Origin of the sequence: Micromonospora maritima, assembly GCF_902825405.1 — a bacterium.
Taxonomy (GTDB): domain Bacteria; phylum Actinomycetota; class Actinomycetes; order Mycobacteriales; family Micromonosporaceae; genus Micromonospora; species Micromonospora maritima.
The window spans coordinates 1-16822 of sequence record NZ_CADEAU010000068.1 but is presented as its reverse complement, the minus strand read 5'-3'; the positions used below and the strand labels follow the sequence as shown (position 1 = coordinate 16822).

Genomic DNA, 16822 nt, shown 5'->3' with positions numbered 1-16822 from the left:
GCCAGACGTTGGCCGGCGCGCAGATCCGGCCGAACTGCTTCGCCGTCTGACCCGTTCCGGGCCCGACGAGCCGGCCGGTGACGGGCCCGCCGTCGTGGTGGCCGCCGGTGGACGGTGTTCCGGGAAGCGGGTCGCGACGGCGGCCGCGAGCAGGCAGGTCGCCACGCTGGCCGCGCCGACGGCGAGGTAACCGCCGACCGCGAACACGGGCCCGGCGAGCACCCCCGACCCGACCGCGCCGAGCACCTCGGTGGTGCGGGTGCGACCGATCAGCCGGGCGTAGCGGTCGGCCGCGCCGAGGCGGTCCAGCTCGGTGTAGACGAGCGCCTCCAGCGCGCCGGAGCGCAACGCGCCGCCGGCGCCCCAGAGCAGGAACCCGACGGCGAACGCCGGGTAGGACGGCAGCAGCACCCAGAGCGCGAAGCCGGCGGCGGTGAGCAGCGGCGCCAGGCAGAGCAGCAGCCGGCGGGACAGCGCGTCGGCCAGGGCCCCCGACGGCACCTCCAGCACGATGCCGGCGACCGCCCAGAGGACGAACAGCGTCGAGATCTGCCCGACCGACAGCCCGGTGTCGGCGAAGAGCAGCACGTAGAGCGGGTAGAGCAGGACGAGGTCGGTGAGGAACGCGTAGCCGTAGAGCGTCGCCGCCAGGCGACGGGTCGCGGGCACGCGGGCAGGTGCGACGAGCATGAGGCCTTCCCACGGGACGTGACGGACACCGGTCGCAGTGCACGGCGCCCGCGGTGGCCCGCGGCCTCGTCGCTCAGGAGGGGATCAACATCGCCAGGTCATGCGAACGATCCTAACCGCGACGTCGCGCGCCGGTGGCCCCTCGGCTCGCCGGTCCGGTCAGCCGCACCCGGGGTCGGACCGCGCCACCGAGCGCCAGGCCTCGAAGGCCCACGCCGGGTCGGCCGCGTCGACCGCACGGAAGACCGTCTCCAGGTAGCTCCCGTCGACGAACGTGAACCCGTGGAGGGCGAGCCCGGTCTCGTCGCGGTAGATCCAGGCGGCCCGATGACCGATTCCGTCGCGGCCCGCCTCGCCCACCCTGCCCGCGGGGTGGGGAGGAAGCTCCGCGTCCAACTCGGCGATGATGTCCACGCTGTCCGCACACCGCCATTCGGCACCCGGCTGGATCAGCACCGAGCGGCCCGGGGCGCGCAGGTCCGTGCCGCCACCTTCGGCGGGCCTCCGACTCCACGCCCCCGGCAGCCGGATCGACCAGCCCGATCCCACCGACAGTCGCACGGCTCAAGGCTGACCGGCGGCGGAGGCCCTGTCCAGCCCGGGACGCGGACCGGGGCGGGATCCGCTGTCGGATCCCGCCCCGGTTTCGTGCCACGTCCGGTCAGCGGCGGAACTTGTCCACGTCCGCCGCCGGGATGACCATGGTGGCCTCGCTGTCGGCGGCCTGCTCGGCCGTCGGCTGGCGCGGCGCGGTCGGCTGGGTGCGCTCGGAGTCGGAGAACGCCGGGATCGGCTGGGTGGCGCGTACTGGGTGCTGTCGCCGGTGTAGCGGCCGGTGGGCTCGTCGAAACGCTCGTTGCCGTACCCGCCGCCCTGGGCCGGGGCGTACCCGCCGGCACCGGCGGCGTAGCCGGCACCCGAGGACGGGCCGTTGCCGTAGCCGCCGCCCGAGGAGGGCGCGTTGCCGTAGCCACCGGCCGCACCGTAACCGCCGGGCCCGGGCGCGTCGTCGCCGTAGCCGTAACCACCCTGGCCCGAACCGACGCCGTACGCGGGTCCGGGCGGTGCGCCGTAGGGGTCCGGCGGGACGTCGTCCACGACCGGCCGCTGGAGCATGGTCGGCGCGTCGCTGAGCGCGGCACCGCCGACCGCGGTCGGCGCGGGGCCGGCGCCCATGCCGTTGACCACGCGGGTCTGGTCGTCCGCGCCCCGGTAGGCGCCCCGGGCCGCGGGCACCGCGCCCGCCATGGCGGCTCCACCCGGGCCACCCGGACCGGCCGGGCCACCCGGACCGTCGCCGTCACCGTCGTCGCCCTCGTTCTTGCGCCGCATGTAGAGCAGCACGATGGTGCCCACGCCGACGGCCACGAACAGGCCGCCGAGCAGGATCAACAGCCAGGAGCTGAAGCCGCCGGAATCCTCGGGTGCCGGCGGCTGGGCGGCCGGCGCCTCGGTGGCCGGCGTGTCGGTGACCTCGTCCTCGGTCGGCTCCTCGGACGGGAGGGCCGACTCGCTCGCCGACGGGGTGACGCTCGGGCTCGCCGACGGCTTGACCGCGATGCCGAGCCGGAGGCCGGTCACGGACTGGCCGGCGGACGCGTTGATCGACTTGGCACTCGGCTCGGCACCCTGGATGGACGCGCCGAGGTCGAGTCGGCCCGGCAGGATCGGGTTCGAGGACGAGCCGCTGAAGCTGAAGTTGCCGCTGCCGTTCGTGGTCGTCTGGCGCGCGTTGCCGGAGCTGTCGCGCAGCATGACGAGCGCGCCGGAGATCGGCTCCCCGTCGGAGTTGACCACCTTGCCGGAGACCGTCTTCACGGTCTGCGGCTGCTGCGGGGGTGCGGCCTTGGCCTTGACCGCCAGCTGGAAGTTGCCGGTGGCCGGGTCCGACTTGTCCGGCTGCACCTGCACCGTGACGGAGGCGTTGGCGTCCGGCGCGCTGTCGTTGGCGCGGATGGTGAGGAGCTGGATCTTCGGCCGGGGGTTGCCGGGAGCGAAGTTGACCTGGCCGCACCCGGAGGCGCAACTGACGCCGGACGGCAGGCCGGTCAGGCTGATCTGGGCACTCTGGTCCTCGCCCTCCGGCGTGACCTGGACGCTGACCGTCGTGTCGCTGCCGGCGTTGACCGTGACCGACCCGGGCGAGACGCTGACGCTCGCCGCCAGGGCGGGTGTGGCGGGGACGGTGAGCAGGGCGCCGAAGACCAGCGCTACGACCACACCGGCCCGATGCTTCCAGGCACGTCGGTGTGTTGACACGTCCACCGCCTTCCGGGTCTGATCGCCCCGCCGGCCGCTCCGGCCGGGTTGATCACTCACGGTACGAATTACGCCGTCGGCAACTATGCCTTGTCTGACCGGATCATCTCTACCCAGGGCCGGCGTCGTGCGGCCTTCTGCCGGGTCGTATCGTCCCGTCGTGTCCTCTCCGCACGCTTATTCCGACGCGGTGCTCGCCGCCCTGACGGCGCTCGACGAGGGGCGTACGCCCGAACGGCCGGTGCTCCGGGAGGCGGTCCGGACGCTCTTGGCCGCCCTTGCGGAGCGTGCCCCCGGCCGATCGGTGGAGGTGCGTGTCCCACCCTACGGCGCGGTGCAGTGCGTACCGGGTCCGCGACACACCCGCGGCACCCCGCCGAACGTGGTGGAGATGGACCCGGCGACCTGGCTGGCGGTGGCGACCGGACGGCTCGACTGGGCGGCGGCGGTCACCGAGGGTCGCGTCCGCGTCTCCGGCATCCGGGCCGACCTCTCCGCGTACCTCCCGATTTAGCCGGGCCGACGTGGCCCGCCGGTGTGACGCTCGGGGCGCGGTTCGTGACTGTCGGTGTCGACTCCTGTTCGCGTACACTGGTGCCCGACGACGGTCCCGGCCCACGGTGCGGAGCTGCCCCCCGACTCCGCCAGGCCAGTCCAGACCCCCAGCACGAGGGAGCGGCAGGTGCCCCGAGGCGATGGCCGGCTGAGCCACGACCTTGACCCCCAACGACCCGGCCCCCAGGACGCGTGCGGCGTCTTCGGCGTCTGGGCGCCGGGGGAAGAGGTCGCCAACCTCACCTACTTCGGGCTCTACGCCCTCCAGCACCGGGGTCAGGAGGCCGCGGGCATCGCGGTCAGCGACGGCTCGGGCGTGGTGGTCTACAAGGACCTCGGCCTGGTCGCCCAGGTGTTCGACGAGCCGACCCTGGCCAGCCTGCGCGGGCACGTCGCCATCGGGCACGCGCGCTACTCGACCACCGGCGGCTCGACCTGGGAGAACGCCCAGCCGACCATCCGGGCCACCACCGCCGGCACGACGATCGCGCTGGCCCACAACGGCAACCTGGTCAACACCGCCGAGCTACGGCGCGAGGTGTCCGCCCGGGGCGTCGACTCCGACGGCTCGACCAACGACACCTCGCTCGTCACCATGCTGCTGGCCAGCCGGCCCGACATGTCGGTCGAGGCGGCCGCGATGGAGGTGCTGCCGCAGCTGCGGGGCGCGTTCAGCTTCGTCTTCATGGACGAGACGACGCTCTACGCGGCCCGCGACGCGCACGGCGTGCGCCCGCTGGTGCTCGGCCGGCTGGAGCGCGGCTGGGTGGTGGCGAGCGAGACCGCCGCGCTGGACATCGTGGGCGCGAGCGTGGTGCGCGAGGTGGAGCCGGGCGAGCTGATCGCCATCGACGAGAACGGGCTGCGCTCCAGCCGGTTCGCCGCGCCGGAGCCCAAGGGCTGCCTCTTCGAGTACGTGTACATCGCCCGGCCGGACGCCACCATCGCCGGCCGCAACGTGCACGCCGCCCGGGTGCAGATCGGCCGGCAGCTCGCCAAGGAGCACCCGGTCGAGGCCGACCTGGTGATCCCGGTGCCGGAGTCCGGCACGCCGGCCGCCATCGGCTACGCCGAGGAGTCGGGCATCACCTACGGCCAGGGCCTGATGAAGAACCCGTACGTGGGACGCACCTTCATCCAGCCGTCGCAGACGCTGCGCGCGCTCGGCGTGCGGCTCAAGCTGAACCCGCTGCGGCAGAACGTGCGCGGCAAGCGGCTGGTGGTGGTGGACGACTCGATCGTCCGGGGCACCACGCAGCGGGCGATCGTCCGGCTGCTGCGCGAGGCGGGGGCGCTGGAGGTCCACGTCCGGATCTCGTCGCCGCCGGTGAGCTGGCCCTGTTTCTACGGCATCGACTTCGCCACCCGGGCCGAACTGCTGGCCAACGGGCTGGACAACGAGGGCATCCGGCGCTCGATCGGCGCCGACACGCTGGGTTACGTGTCCCTGCCCGGTCTCATCGCCGCGACCGAGCAGCCGAAGACGCGGCTCTGCCGGGCGTGCTTCGATGGGGAGTACCCGATCGAACTGCCGGCCGGGAACCTGATCGGCAAGCACGTGCTCGAGGGAGTGGGCCGCCGGGTCGCCGCCGAGGCGGCCGAGCCCACCGTCCCGCTCGTCGCCACACCGACCCACCACCCGTAGCACCACCGACGCGGGTCCGGCCGCTCCGGTCCCGCGGGAACCACAAAGGGGAGAACCGTGACGCACGTGTCCGAGCGCAGCGGCGCAGGATCCAGCCCGACGGGCGCCGGCGGCGACCGCCAGCCCTGGACGGCGGGATCCGGCCGGACGCAGCGCAAACGCTCGGTCTCGTACGCCGACGCCGGGGTGTCGATCGAGGCGGGCGACCGCGCGGTCGAGCTGCTCAAGTCCAAGGTCAGGGAGACCCGGCGCCCGGAGGTCATGGGTGACCTCGGTGGCTTCGCCGGGCTGTTCCGGCTGGACACCAAGAAATACAAGAACCCGATCCTCGCCTCCTCGACCGACGGCGTGGGCACCAAGCTGGTGATCGCCCAGCAGCTCGACATCCACGACACGGTCGGCATCGACCTGGTCGCCATGGTCGTCGACGACCTGGTCGCGTGCGGCGCGGAGCCGCTGTTCCTGCTCGACTACATCGCCACCGGCGAGGTCGTGCCGGACAAGGTCGCCGAGATCGGCGCCGGCATCGCGGACGGCTGCCGGTACGCCGGCTGCGCGCTGCTGGGCGGCGAGACCGCCGAGCACCCCGGCGTGCTGCGCCCGGACGAGTACGACATCTCGGCCACCGGCGTGGGCGTGGTGGAGGAGAGCGAGATCCTCAGCCCGGAGCGGGTCGAGGTGGGCGACGTGGTGATCGCCATGCGCTCCTCCGGCCTGCACTCCAACGGCTACTCGCTGGTCCGGCACGTGCTGCTGGGCGCCGGCCGGATGCGGCTGGACGTCGTGATCGAGGACTTCGGCCGCCAGCGCACGCTGGGCGAGGAGCTGCTCACCCCGACCAAGATCTACGCGCAGGACTGCCTCAAGCTGATCGCCGAGGCCGAGGTGCGGGCCCTGGCCCACGTCACCGGCGGCGGCATCCCGGGCAACCTGGTCCGGGTCCTGCCGGAGCACGTCGACGCCGTGGTCAACCGTTCCACCTGGAAGCCGCAGCCGATCTTCGACCTGATCCAGTCCAAGGGCCGGATCGAGGACCCGGAGATGGAAGCGACGTTCAACATGGGCGTCGGCATGTTCGCGATCGTCTCCGCCGAGGACGCCGACCGCGCCCTGGCCACCCTGACCGGCCGTGGCGTCGAGGCCTGGCAGGCCGGCGAGATCATCGAGGGCTCCGGCAACGTGCAGATGGTCGGCCAGCACACCCGCGGATGATCACGCTCCGCTGATCAGCCGGGCACCTGATCGGGGGTTCACCCGAGCGGCCGCCGCCGCCTAGCCTGAAGGTTCGGTTTCCAGGCACGCGGGGGAGGGGTCGATGGCTGCGCGCACGCCCGGGGGGATGCGGGGCATCGCCGCCGTCCCCTCGTACGTGGTCATGCAGCCGACCACGCTCTGCAACCTCGACTGCGCCTACTGCTATCTGCCGCTGCGCGCGGCGGACCGGCGGATGCCGGTGGCGGTGGCCGAGGCGGTGGCGGCGTCGGTGAACCCCTGGTCGGCCGGGGGGCGCTTCTCCGTGGTCTGGCACGGCGGGGAGCCGCTCGCGGCCGGTCGCGAGCACCTGGCCGCGCTGCTGGCCCCGTTCGGGCCGGACGTCGAGCACCACGTGCAGACCAACGCCACGCTCGTCGACGACGCCTGGTGCGCGTTCTTCGCCGAGCACCGGGTTCGGGTGAGCGTGAGCGTCGACGGTCCGCGGGCCCGCAACGCCGAGCGGGTCACCCGGGGCGGGCGTCCGGCGTACGACCGGATCGTGGCCGGGGTGGCGGCGCTGCGCCGGCACGGGCTGCCGTTCTCGGCGCTGGCGGTGGTCTCCCGGCCGGAGCCGGGGCTGGCGACCGAGCTGTACGACTACTTCCTCGACCTGGGCTGCGAGGTGCTGGGCGTCAACATCGAGGAGACCGAGGGCGTCAACACCCGGACGAACGCCCGGGACGCGGCCGACGTCACCGGCTTCTGGGCCGAGCTGGTCGCGGCCTGGCGTCGGGATCCCCGGATCCACCTGCGCGAGGTGGAGTGGTCGCTGCGGTACGCGGGCGCGGTCCTGGCCGGTACCGCCGACGATCTGCTGCCCCGCCAGCTCGACCCGATCCCGACGGTCGGCCACGACGGTTCGGTGGTGGTGCTCTCCCCCGAGCTGGCCGGCTTCACCGACCCGCGGTACGGCGACTTCGGCAGCGGGAACGTGCTGACCACCCCGTTGAGCGAGATCCTCGCCGACGCCGGGCGGACACCCTGGGTCGGTGAGTTCCTCAGCGGTGTGGAGGCGTGCCGGTCGTCCTGCGCCTACTTCGGGTTCTGCGGTGGTGGTCACGCCGCCAACCGCTACTTCGAGCTGGGCCGGTTCGACGGCACGGAGACCGAGCACTGCCGCAACAGCAAGATCCGCCTATTGGAGGGAGTGTTGGAGCATGCCCGAGATCACCAGTGACACCGACCGGGACGTGGTCGCCGACCGGGTGCGGGACGCGGCCGCGGGGCTGACCGCGCTCCTCCACGAGGCCGAGGCGGCGCGGCTGCTGCGGGCGGAGGTGTCGGGGGGCGACGGCGCCAGCGCGGTGTGCGCGTGGAACCACTTCGAGAACATCCCGACGTTCTACAACTGGAACAACCGACCGCGCTGAGGGAACGGTTCCGCGATCAAGGACCTGCTGGTGCGGCAGGTCCTTGATCGTCGGTCGAACGCCGGCTCGGCAGAGCACATGCGTGAGCACGCGGAGGTTGCCGCGTGCTCAGATGTGATGGGAGGTCAGCGGGTCGGACGAGCCCAGGTGTCCGGGTCGTCGTCCGCGTGGTCCTCGTCATCGTCGTCGACATACTCTTTGTAGTCGTCGTCGAAGTTGTGCTCAGACTTACCACTACCCGCCAGCTCGCGCTGCAAGGCGGTTAGGTCGGTGTTCGGGGAGTGGTACTTCAACTCCCGGGCCACCTTCGTCTGCTTGGCCTTAGCACGGCCGCGCCCCATGGCTCGACCCCCTCGCACAGAATGCGGGGCAGCCCGAAGGCGGGCCCCGATGACGTCAGGCATCTCTCGTGGCTCTTACGGTACATGGGGATGCCACTGTTCGGCACCTCGGGTCACCGTCGACCGGCCCTGCGCGTCGCAGTGTTCCGGCCGTCACAAAGTGTACCGGGTAAGGGGCGTCGGCCGGTGCCGGCCGTGACAGCGGGCAAACCGGACGAATCATCCCGAGAATCAGCTTAACGTCGGGCCTGGTCCGACGTGTGCCCGGGGGCGGAGCCGGCGGCCCGCCCCCGGGGTGACGTTCAGCGCAGGTGGATCGTGCGCAGGCGGCCGACCTCGGCCATCCGCCGCTCGGCGAGCCGGTCCGCGGCGACCGCCGGCGGGACGCCCTCGTCGTCGGCGAGCCGCAGGATCTCCCGGGTGGTGTCGAAGATCCGGGTGGCGCGCAGCTTGGCCCGGTCGAAGTTGAAGCCCTCGATCTCGTCGGCGACCTGGATAACGCCACCGGCGTTCACCACGTAGTCCGGGGTGTAGAGGATGCCCCGGTCGGCGAGGACCTTCTCGATGCCCGGGTGGGCGAGCTGGTTGTTCGCCGCGCCGGTGACCACCTTCGCCCGCAGCACCGGCACGGTCTCGTCGTCCAGCGCGCCGCCCAGCGCGCACGGGGCGTACACGTCGATGTCGGACGCGACGAGCGCGGCGGTGTCGTCGACCAGGGTGACCTGCGGGTGGGTGGTGCGCACCCACTCCCGGGCGCGCGGGTTGACGTCGGTCGCCACGACCTCGGCGCCGTCTTCCAGCAGGTGCGCGGTGAGGTACTTGCCGACCTTGCCCAGGCCGGCCACGCCGACCCGCCGGCCGGCGAGCGTCGGGCTGCCCCAGACGTGCTCGGCGGCGGCCCGCATGCCCTGGAAGACGCCCCAGGCGGTGAGGATCGACGAGTCGCCGGCGCCGCCGTGCTCCACGCTGCGGCCGGTGACGTAGCGGGTCTCGCGCGCGATGACGTCCATGTCGGCGACGTAGGTGCCGACGTCGCAGGCGGTGTAGTAGCGGCCGTTCAGCGACTCCACGAAGCGGCCGTAGGCGCGCAGCAGCGCCTCGCTCTTGATCTGCTCCGGGTCGCCCCAGATGACCGCCTTGCCGCCACCGAGGTCCAGGTTGGCCAGGGCGTTCTTGTACGCCATGCCCCGGGAGAGGTCGAGCACGTCGGCGAGGGCCTCGGCCTCGCTGGCGTACGGGTAGAACCGGGTGCCGCCGAGGGCGGGGCCCAGCGCGGTGGAGTAGATCCCGATGATCGCCTTCAGGCCGGACTGCTTGTCCTGGCAGAACACGACCTGCTCGTGACCCGTGGATACCGGGTCGTCGGTGCTGGCGAATACGCCCATGGCTGACTCCTGTGTCGGTGTGCGCCCTTGTGGGGTGCGGAACCTTCGGTGGCACGCCGGCGGGATGGTGCCGGTGTCGTTGAGCCTAATATCGGCCGGAACCGTACTGTCGCCCACGTCACGCCGCCGGCGTGACGGCGGCGACGGGCGGTCCCGTCTCGTGGGAGGATCGCGCCGTGCCGTCGCTCTTCGCTTCATACCTGCGCGTGTACGAGCCGTTGACCGCCTTCGACCGGGACCGGCAGTCGTACTGGCGCCGGTACGTGAGCGAGGGTCGGGCCATCGCCCCGCTGGAGGGGCCGGTGCGGCAGCGGACGGCGGTGATCGAGGCGCTCGGCGCGGGCTGGACCCGGCTGCCCGACCTGCCGGACGAGGCGTACGTCCTGGAGACCGACGAGGCGCTGCTGGTGTGCCCGTGGAACCTGCGCATCCGGGTCGCCGAGGCGGCGCTGAGCGCGCGGGACGGGGTGCCGTCGGTGCTCGCCGACGCGTTCGTGCCGCCGATCCTGGCGGGGCAGGCCAAGGCCGTGGTGGAGGACTGGCGCAGCGGAGCGCGGGTGCTGGAGCACGGGGTGCCCCGGGTGCACGAGCAGATCGCCACCTGGGGTGTGCCGCTGCGCTGGTTCGTGCTGTTCGAGGCCGGGGAGCGGCACCTGGTCACCGAGCCGGAGCGGCGCGCGTTGCGCTTCCGCACCGAGATCTCCAAGGCGCGTCGCCGCTCCTCCCGGGCACTGTCGGTGCTGCGCAAGTCGGTCGGCGAGGCGCCGATCACCGAGGCGGTCGAGGAGGCCGCCCGCTGGTTGGAGGAGTTCCACCCGCGCTCGGTGGTCGAGCTGGACTACGGCGGCCTGGTGCAACTGCTGCCGGACGAGACGTTGCTGGCCGACGACTCGACCGAGCTGGTCGCGGAAGGGCTGGCCGGGTTGGCCCGGGGCGAGGCGGAGGAGGCCTCGGCGGCCTACGACAAGCTGGTCGCGCGGTGGCGTGCGGTGCAGCTGCTGGAACGCTGCAACTGACGCCCGGTTTGCCCACTTTCGAGGGTCGTGATGCGAGAGTGTCTCGTAGTTGACGCATCACGAACCGTGATCATGAGTCCGAATAAGGTAGTTTCTGCGGCATAAAAGTCGTAAAAATCGGGCATGCTTCATCCGTCCGTCTAGGGACCTTCAGCCGTTCGGCCCATGTCGGACATCGGGGACTAGCCGGACCATGGGAGACGCGTCGGCCGGCGGGACCCCGGCCGATGTCTATACATGTGGAGGAGTGACCCCGATGGCATCGCGAACGCACGAACCAGAGCCGCTACTCACACCGGCCGAGGTGGCGTCGATGTTCCGTGTCGACCCGAAGACGGTGACCCGGTGGGCCAAGGCTGGCAAGCTCAGCGCCATCCGGACCCTGGGCGGCCACCGTCGCTACCGCGAGTCGGAGGTTCGGGCCCTGCTGCAGGGGCAGATCCCCCAGCAGCGTCAGGGAGACTGACGACCCGAAGTTCCTCAGGAATTCCGATCAGGGGCGGTCGGCCGACGGGCCACCGCCCCTAATCGTGTCCGGGGGTCGGTCCGTCCAGCACGATCCGCAGCCCCACCGTGCCGCCCTCCCCCCGGCGCAGCCGGCTGCCCAGCAGGCTCAGCCGCCCGATCAGCCGGTACTTGTGCTTGAGCAGACCCCGGATCCGCCTGGTGCTCTCCGGGTCGCCGATGGTGGCGTGAGCCGGCACCGCCTCGCCGTGCGGACGGCCGCGGACGTCGCACGGCGCCACCGTGACCCGTCCGTCGCGCCGGATCCGCTTCACCTTGCCGGAGTCGGACACGGTCCACACCGCGAGCGCGTCGCCGTCGCGCACCGCCCACACCGGGGTCGCCACCGCCCGGCCGTCCTTGCGGAACGTGGTGAGCAGGACGTACTTCTCCGCCGCCAGGCGGTCCAGGTCGGTCACGCCGCCCAGGATACGGCTGCGACAACGGTGCCGAGCCCCGGATAGCGTGCTCTCTCATGACCGGGGAACCCGAGATCGGTGACGTGTTCGGCGAGATGATCCGCGACGCGTACGCGGTGGCGACCGGCATCGGCCCCCGGCCGATGGCCGGCGGACGCCTGCCCCGGCCGGTCATCGAGATCATCGAGCGGGACGACGGGCTGGTCAACGGCGCGCCCGCCGGGCACTACCTCGACCCGCCGGACCGCTGGCAGCCGCACGACCACCGGGCGGTCGACCGGGTCCACGGGCACGTGCTCGACGTCGGCGTCGGCGCCGGCCGGATCGCGCTGCACCTGCAGGAGCGCGGGGTGCCGGTCACCGGCCTGGACACCTCGCTCGGCGCGCTGCGGGTCAGCCGGCACCGGGGCGTACGCGAACTGGTGCACGGCACCGTCCACGAGCACGTCGCCGACGGTCGGCGCTACGACACGTTCCTGCTGCTCGGCAACAACCTGGGTCTCTTCGAGGGGCGGGAGCGGGCCCCCGCGTTGCTGGCCGCGCTCGCCGCGCTGGCCCGGCCGGGGGCGACGGTGATCGCGCACGGCACCGACCCGTACGGCACCACCGACCCGGTGCACACCGGCTACCACGAGCGGAACCGGCGGCGGGGCCGGCTGGGCGGTCAGCTGCGGCTGCGGCTGCGCTACCGGCTGCTCGGCACCGAGTGGTTCGACTACCTGGTCTGCTCACCCGCGGAGTTCGCCGAACTGGTCCACGGCTCACCGTGGCGACTGACCGACGTGGACGACACCGACCACCCCTACTACCTCGCCACGCTCGCCCTCAGGCGTTAGGAAGGGGCCCCTCCTATCGCGTAGGCGATAAGAAGGGGCCCTTCCTTACATCTCAGACCTGGACGGTGGGCGTCGTCTGCTCCGGCGGCAGGCCGCCGTCGCCGTCGACCACCTCGTCCGGGGTGCCGTCCTCGTCGATGTCGACCATGGTGATGTCCACCTTGCCGTCGCCGTCGGTGTCGAACTGGAACAGGTCGGCCTTGCCGTCGCCGTCGGTGTCCACCACCCAGACGTCGGTCTTGCCGTCGTTGTTGGTGTCCGCGCGGAGCAGGTCCACCCGCTCGTCGCCGCGCGTCTCGACCGTCTCGGTGCTCTGCGCGCTCTCCGGTGCCTGGCTCATCTCGATCCTTCCTTCGGCGTTGACGGCCGTCTGTACCCCGTCCGCTCCGCCCCCACGCATGCCCGGCGGCCCGGCCCTGCATAGGGTCGCATCCAGGAACGAGCGGCCGGGCCCGGCGCGGCGGAGACCCCGCCCGCCCCCGCCGCGGCGAGGGGACGTCGATGAGTGGTCGTTTTGTGGTCGTCGGGGCCGGCACCATGGGCCTCGGCATCGCGTACGTGGCGGCCGGCGCCGGGTACGCCGTCGAACTGGTCGAGGTCGACCCGGCCCGGGGAGCCGACGCCGTCCGGCGGCTCGGCGAGCTGTGGGAGCGCGGGGTGCGGCGGGGCAAGCTGACCGAGGAGGCGGCGACCGCCAACCGGTCGCGGGTCGTCCTGCGTGCCGGCCTGGCCGAGGTGGCCGAGAGGCCGGACGTGATCGTGGAGGCGGTCCCCGAGCGGCTCGACCTCAAGCGCGCCGTGCTCCGCGAGGCCGAGGGCCGCCGACCGGTGCTGCTGGGCAGCAACACCTCCAGCATCCCGATCGCCGAGCTGGCCGACGGGCTGGACCGCCCGGCGGACTTCCTCGGGCTGCACTTCTTCAACCCGGTCTGGGCGATGGCACTGCTGGAGGTGGTGGTCGGCCCGGCCACCGCGCCGGAGACCACCGAGGCGGCCGTCGCGCTGGCCGGTCGGCTGGGCAAGGACCCCGTCGTGGTACGCGACATGCCCGGCTTCGCCACCTCCCGGCTCGGAGTCACGCTCGGCCTGGAGGCGATCCGGATGGTGGCCGACGGGGTCGCGAGCCCGGCCGACATCGACAAGGCCATGGTGCTCGGCTACCGGCACCCGGTCGGGCCGCTGGAGCTGACCGACCTGGTCGGACTGGACGTCCGGCTCGACATCGCGCGCACCCTCCAGGCCGCGTACGGGGACCGGTTCGCGCCGCCGCCGCTGCTGCGGGAGATGGTGGCCGCCGGGAAGCTGGGCAAGAAGTCCGGGCAGGGCTTCTACGCGTGGAAGGACGGCCAGAAGCAATGAGCGGGCTGCGGATCGAGGAACTGCCGGACCGGCTCGTGGTGACGCTGGACCGGCCGGAGAAGCGCAACGCGATCGACGCCGACCTGGTGGCCGAGCTGCACGGGGTCTGCGCCGAGCTGGAGGCGCGGCCCCGGCTGATGCTGCTCACCGGCGGTGCGGCGGGCATCTTCGCCGGCGGCGCGGACATCGCCCAGCTCCGGGAACGCGGCCGGCTGGACGCGCTGGCCGCGATCAACCAGGGCGTCTTCGCCCGGATCCGGGCGCTCCCGATGCCCACCGTGGCGGCGGTCGACGGCCCGGCGCTGGGCGGCGGCGCCGAGCTGGCGTACGCCTGCGATCTGCGGGTGTGCACGGGCCGTGCGGTCTTCGGCCAGCCCGAGGTGCGGTTGGGCATCCTGGCCGGCGCCGGCGCGACCTACCGGTTGCCCGCGCTGATCGGCGAGGCCCGGGCCAAGGAGCTGCTCTTCACCGGCCGGCGGGTGGATGCCGACGAGGCGCTGCGGATCGGCCTGGTCAACCGGGTGGTGGCCGACCCGGCGGAGCTGCTGCCCACCGCACACGAGCTGCTCGACGAGATGGCCAAGGGCTCCGCGCTGGCGTTGCGGCTGACCAAGCTGGCCGTCGACGCGCCGCCGGCCGCGCACCCGCAGCTCGACCTGCTCAGCCAGGCGGTCCTCTTCGAGGACGAGGAGAAGCAGCGGCGGATGACCGAGTTCCTGGAGCGCCGCAAGGCCCGCTGAGACGTCGGGGGCCGCACCGGTCGTCCCGGTGCGGCCCCCGACGTACGCGCGTCTCAGCTGCTGAACTGGATCCCGGCGTCGGCCATCGCGGTGATCGACGGCATGGACTCGCCGAAGCCGATCAGCAGCACCGCCTCCGGACCGTAGCTCTTGATCTCCTGGGCCACGCCGCCGAAGTCGACAGGCGTGTTCGGGTCCTCCGGCGGCAGGTAGGTGATCAGCTTGAGCCGGTCCGCGCCGACCCCGGCCTTCTCCAGTTCGGCCCGCACGTTCTCCTGGAGGCCCTCGCCGTAGGAGTCCTTACGGGCCAGGATCACGATCTTGCGCGGCCCGTCCCGCAGCATGACGTCGGCCAGGGCGCGGCCCTGGAGGCTGTCCGGCGGCGCGGTCCGGAAGTAGAGCCCCTTGTCGTCCACGGTGCTCAGTCCCGCGTCGGTGTTCGACGGCGAGAACAGGATCCGGCCGGCGGCTACCACGTCGGGCAGCACCGCCCGGGAGATGCCGGACGCGCCCGCGCCGATGATGACCTGGACGCCCTGCCCGACGTGCGAGGCCACCGTCGCCTTCGCCACCGCCGGGTTGGTGCCGTCGTCGCCGTCGATCCACTTCACCGGCTCGCCGAGGACCCCGCCGGCCGCGTTGACCTCTGTGAGGGCCAGCGCCGCGGCGGCGGCCATCGGCGGGTACGCCAGCGCCAGGTCACCGGTCTTCGGCAGCAGGCCGCCGAGCACCAGCGGGGCGTCCTTCGCCTTGCCGTCGCGGACCTTGCGACCACGCGGCGGGGCCTTGGTGCTCGCGCCCGACTCCTCACCGGCGCCGACGAACTCGGTCTTCGCGTCGTCGATCTTCTCGTTGTCGAAGTGCAGCGTGCCGTAGCTCGCGGTGGCCGGCTCGCCGGTGTCGGTGAACCCGCCCCGGGTCAGCGACACACCCCGGTACTCGATGTCCTGCCCGGAGCGGGCGAGCTGGAGGCAGGTCGCCACCTCGTCGCAGCGCTGACCGCCGGTGGTCACCCCGACGATCTGCTTGGCGATCTCGGCCGGCGCGGTCGTGCCGGCGAGCTGGGCGGCCAGCGCGCTGATCACCACGGCGTCGTACGACTCCGCCGAGTAGAGGTAGTCGGTCAGCTTCGGGTCTACGTTGCGTAGCCGCTCCTTGAAACTCTCCGGCAGCGGCGTGAGAGGGGTGGTGCCCTTCATGCCGTTGAGGAGGTTCGCCCGGTCCTTGAGCGTCGCGGCGTAGGAGTTGAGCATGTTGCCGTCGGTGCCGTAGAGGCGAACCTGGGTGGTGGCCGCGTCCTTCGGCTCGTCGCTCCCGCAGGCGCTGGTGGCGAGCAGGAGCGCCGCGCAGGCCGTGGACAGGGCCGCGCGCGACGTGCGTGTTCTCAGCATGGTCGTCCTTCCTCGGGCGAAGGTCCGCTGCGCACATTAGCGTGCCCGCGCGGCGGGTGGGACTGTGGAGTGGGCTCCGTCGGCACCCCGACTGCGGGAATCACCGTGCGTGATCGCGCGGCCGATCCGGTGTCACCGCTTGACCCCCGGCGCTACTGTTCCGCAGGTGACCGACGAAGCACAGCAGACGCTTGACGACGCGACCGCCGTGCTCCGTTCGGCGCTGGTCGGGGACGGGGCCGGCGTGGTCGGCGCCTTCGACGCGGTCGTCGACCGCTCGGGGCTGTCCGGCGCGTACGGGGTGGCCTGGTGCCTGGCCGCCACCATGCTCGGCGACGACGCGCCGGCCGGCGCCGCCGCGCTCGACTTTCCCGGCATCGACCAGGCCGACTACGACACCCGCTGGGTGGCGCGGTTCGTCAGCGCGTGCGCCAACGACGACGCCGACACCGGCGAGGCGCTGTTCGGTGCGGCGGCGGCCGACGGGCTGCTGCCCGACTGCCTGCTCACCCTGGCCGGTTCGACCATCGCCACGTTGCGTAGTCGCGAGGACTGAACGGTCGCGCCGGCCGGCGCTGTGATAGCTCTGGGGCATGTCCGAGGCGATGCTCAGCAAGGTACGCAAGCTGCTCGCCCAGGCCGAGGACCCGGCCTGCACCCCCGCCGAGTCGGCCGCCTTCACGGCCAAGGCCACCGAGCTGATCGCCCGCTACGGTGTCGACCGCGCGCTGCTGGCCGCCCGCGACCCGGCCCGTGACCCGGTGGGCGACCGGGTGGTCGACGTGGTCGCCCCGTACGCCCGGGACAAGGCCGGCCTGCTGGCCGCGGTCGCCGACCCGCTGCGCTGCCGCTGCGTACGCCGTCGGCAGGGCAACGGGTTCGCCATGCACCTGTTCGGCTTCGCCAGTGACCTGGAACGGGCCGAGCTGCTCTTCACCTCGTTGCTGGTGCAGGCGGCGCACGGGCTGGCCGGGGCGGTCGTGCCGGCCGGGGAGCACCCGGCCGCGTACCGGCGCACCTGGCTGGCCGGCTTCGCCCAGGTCGTCGCCGAGCGGCTG

The 16822-nt window shown here is 72.7% G+C and carries 20 protein-coding genes; 12 read left to right on the top strand and 8 right to left on the bottom strand.

Annotation, left to right across the window (positions count from 1 at the left end):
• The 3 genes from HUW36_RS09845 to HUW36_RS09835 form a co-directional block, all read right to left on the bottom strand.
• On the bottom strand, positions 1-690 hold a 690-nt coding region (locus tag HUW36_RS09845), incomplete at its 3' end, for an MFS transporter (protein WP_246248035.1).
• 159 nt (positions 691-849) lie between these two features.
• Positions 850-1251 carry a hypothetical protein gene (locus HUW36_RS09840; RefSeq protein WP_174527850.1) on the bottom strand — a complete coding sequence of 134 codons (402 nt, stop codon included), beginning with the start codon at positions 1249-1251 and terminating at the stop codon, positions 850-852.
• Positions 1252-1254: 3 nt separating this feature from the next.
• Complete coding sequence (locus tag HUW36_RS09835) at positions 1255-2910, bottom strand: carboxypeptidase-like regulatory domain-containing protein (protein ID WP_246248033.1); 1656 nt, start codon at positions 2908-2910, stop codon at positions 1255-1257.
• A gap of 229 nt (positions 2911-3139) precedes the next feature.
• On the opposite strand from HUW36_RS09835, the gene HUW36_RS09830 reads away from it, so the two are divergent.
• The 5 genes from HUW36_RS09830 (at position 3140) to amcA (ending at position 7773) form a co-directional block, all read left to right on the top strand.
• Positions 3140-3463, top strand: coding sequence for a sterol carrier family protein (locus HUW36_RS09830; protein ID WP_246248036.1), 324 nt, complete (start codon positions 3140-3142; stop codon positions 3461-3463).
• A 168-nt stretch (positions 3464-3631) separates the two neighbouring features.
• On the top strand, positions 3632-5149 hold the full coding sequence (gene purF, locus HUW36_RS09825) for an amidophosphoribosyltransferase (protein WP_174527848.1): 1518 nt from the start codon (positions 3632-3634) through the stop codon (positions 5147-5149).
• A gap of 57 nt (positions 5150-5206) precedes the next feature.
• Positions 5207-6361: a phosphoribosylformylglycinamidine cyclo-ligase gene (gene purM / locus HUW36_RS09820; protein WP_174527847.1), complete on the top strand. Its 1155-nt coding sequence runs from the start codon at positions 5207-5209 to the stop codon at positions 6359-6361.
• 127 nt (positions 6362-6488) lie between these two features.
• Positions 6489-7580, top strand: a complete 1092-nt coding sequence (gene amcB, locus HUW36_RS09815; RefSeq protein ID WP_174527851.1) for a cyclophane-forming radical SAM peptide maturase AmcB — start codon at positions 6489-6491, stop codon at positions 7578-7580.
• Positions 7561-7773: a multiple cyclophane-containing RiPP AmcA gene (amcA, locus tag HUW36_RS09810; RefSeq protein ID WP_174527846.1), complete on the top strand. Its 213-nt coding sequence runs from the start codon at positions 7561-7563 to the stop codon at positions 7771-7773. The genes amcB and amcA overlap by 20 nt, the downstream gene beginning before the upstream one ends.
• A gap of 125 nt (positions 7774-7898) precedes the next feature.
• On the opposite strand, the gene HUW36_RS09805 is transcribed toward amcA, so the two are convergent.
• Both HUW36_RS09805 and HUW36_RS09800 read right to left on the bottom strand, forming a co-directional pair.
• Positions 7899-8114 (bottom strand): DUF3073 domain-containing protein, encoded by a 216-nt coding sequence (locus tag HUW36_RS09805; protein WP_013283429.1) that lies wholly within the window; start codon positions 8112-8114, stop codon positions 7899-7901.
• A gap of 302 nt (positions 8115-8416) precedes the next feature.
• Positions 8417-9499 carry a Glu/Leu/Phe/Val family dehydrogenase gene (locus HUW36_RS09800; protein WP_091565706.1) on the bottom strand — a complete coding sequence of 361 codons (1083 nt, stop codon included), beginning with the start codon at positions 9497-9499 and terminating at the stop codon, positions 8417-8419.
• Between the two features lie 176 nt (positions 9500-9675).
• On the opposite strand from HUW36_RS09800, the gene HUW36_RS09795 reads away from it, so the two are divergent.
• Complete coding sequence (locus HUW36_RS09795; RefSeq protein ID WP_174527845.1) at positions 9676-10515, top strand: DUF8083 family protein; 840 nt, start codon at positions 9676-9678, stop codon at positions 10513-10515.
• Between the two features lie 256 nt (positions 10516-10771).
• A complete protein-coding gene (locus HUW36_RS09790; protein ID WP_007073996.1) occupies positions 10772-10981 on the top strand; it encodes a BldC family transcriptional regulator in 210 nt (69 codons plus the stop codon).
• A gap of 58 nt (positions 10982-11039) precedes the next feature.
• Here the strand turns inward: HUW36_RS09790 and HUW36_RS09785 are convergent, their stop codons facing one another.
• Positions 11040-11438: a PPOX class F420-dependent oxidoreductase gene (locus tag HUW36_RS09785; protein WP_174527844.1), complete on the bottom strand. Its 399-nt coding sequence runs from the start codon at positions 11436-11438 to the stop codon at positions 11040-11042.
• A gap of 56 nt (positions 11439-11494) precedes the next feature.
• Between HUW36_RS09785 and HUW36_RS09780 the strand changes: the two genes are divergently transcribed.
• Positions 11495-12274, top strand: coding sequence for a class I SAM-dependent methyltransferase (locus HUW36_RS09780; protein ID WP_174527843.1), 780 nt, complete (start codon positions 11495-11497; stop codon positions 12272-12274).
• A gap of 52 nt (positions 12275-12326) precedes the next feature.
• On the opposite strand, the gene HUW36_RS09775 is transcribed toward HUW36_RS09780, so the two are convergent.
• Entirely contained in the window at positions 12327-12614 is a 288-nt protein-coding gene (locus HUW36_RS09775) for a hypothetical protein (protein ID WP_174527842.1), read from the bottom strand.
• A 161-nt stretch (positions 12615-12775) separates the two neighbouring features.
• Between HUW36_RS09775 and HUW36_RS09770 the strand changes: the two genes are divergently transcribed.
• Together HUW36_RS09770 and HUW36_RS09765 are read left to right on the top strand one after the other, a co-directional pair.
• Entirely contained in the window at positions 12776-13633 is an 858-nt protein-coding gene (locus tag HUW36_RS09770) for a 3-hydroxyacyl-CoA dehydrogenase family protein (protein WP_174527841.1), read from the top strand.
• Entirely contained in the window at positions 13630-14373 is a 744-nt protein-coding gene (locus tag HUW36_RS09765; RefSeq protein ID WP_174527840.1) for an enoyl-CoA hydratase/isomerase family protein, read from the top strand. Before HUW36_RS09770 ends, HUW36_RS09765 begins: the two co-directional genes overlap by 4 nt.
• A 53-nt stretch (positions 14374-14426) precedes the next feature.
• Here HUW36_RS09765 and HUW36_RS09760 read toward each other — a convergent pair whose 3' ends face one another.
• The gene (locus HUW36_RS09760; protein ID WP_174527839.1) at positions 14427-15764 is read right to left on the bottom strand and encodes an ABC transporter substrate-binding protein; all 1338 of its coding nucleotides are present in this window, start codon (positions 15762-15764) and stop codon (positions 14427-14429) included.
• 166 nt (positions 15765-15930) lie between these two features.
• Here HUW36_RS09760 and HUW36_RS09755 point away from each other — a divergent pair, with 166 nt between their 5' ends.
• Positions 15931-16320 carry a hypothetical protein gene (locus tag HUW36_RS09755; RefSeq protein WP_091565673.1) on the top strand — a complete coding sequence of 130 codons (390 nt, stop codon included), beginning with the start codon at positions 15931-15933 and terminating at the stop codon, positions 16318-16320.
• Between the two features lie 37 nt (positions 16321-16357).
• Positions 16358-16822 (top strand): DUF2786 domain-containing protein (locus HUW36_RS09750; protein ID WP_174527838.1); only part of this gene is annotated, 465 nt, incomplete at its 3' end.

What these genes read in the sequence shown, in the direction of transcription:
- HUW36_RS09800 (WP_091565706.1), bottom strand. Translation starts at nt 9,499, where the DNA reads ATGGGCGTATTCGCCAGCACCGACGACCCGGTATCCACGGGTCACGAG.
- amcB (WP_174527851.1), top strand. Translation starts at nt 6,489, where the DNA reads ATGCGGGGCATCGCCGCCGTCCCCTCGTACGTGGTCATGCAGCCGACC.
- HUW36_RS09805 (WP_013283429.1), bottom strand. Translation starts at nt 8,114, where the DNA reads ATGGGGCGCGGCCGTGCTAAGGCCAAGCAGACGAAGGTGGCCCGGGAG.
- HUW36_RS09760 (WP_174527839.1), bottom strand. Translation starts at nt 15,764, where the DNA reads ATGCTGAGAACACGCACGTCGCGCGCGGCCCTGTCCACGGCCTGCGCG.
- HUW36_RS09775 (WP_174527842.1), bottom strand. Translation starts at nt 12,614, where the DNA reads ATGAGCCAGGCACCGGAGAGCGCGCAGAGCACCGAGACGGTCGAGACG.
- HUW36_RS09770 (WP_174527841.1), top strand. Translation starts at nt 12,776, where the DNA reads ATGAGTGGTCGTTTTGTGGTCGTCGGGGCCGGCACCATGGGCCTCGGC.
- HUW36_RS09780 (WP_174527843.1), top strand. Translation starts at nt 11,495, where the DNA reads ATGACCGGGGAACCCGAGATCGGTGACGTGTTCGGCGAGATGATCCGC.
- HUW36_RS09790 (WP_007073996.1), top strand. Translation starts at nt 10,772, where the DNA reads ATGGCATCGCGAACGCACGAACCAGAGCCGCTACTCACACCGGCCGAG.
- HUW36_RS09765 (WP_174527840.1), top strand. Translation starts at nt 13,630, where the DNA reads ATGAGCGGGCTGCGGATCGAGGAACTGCCGGACCGGCTCGTGGTGACG.
- amcA (WP_174527846.1), top strand. Translation starts at nt 7,561, where the DNA reads ATGCCCGAGATCACCAGTGACACCGACCGGGACGTGGTCGCCGACCGG.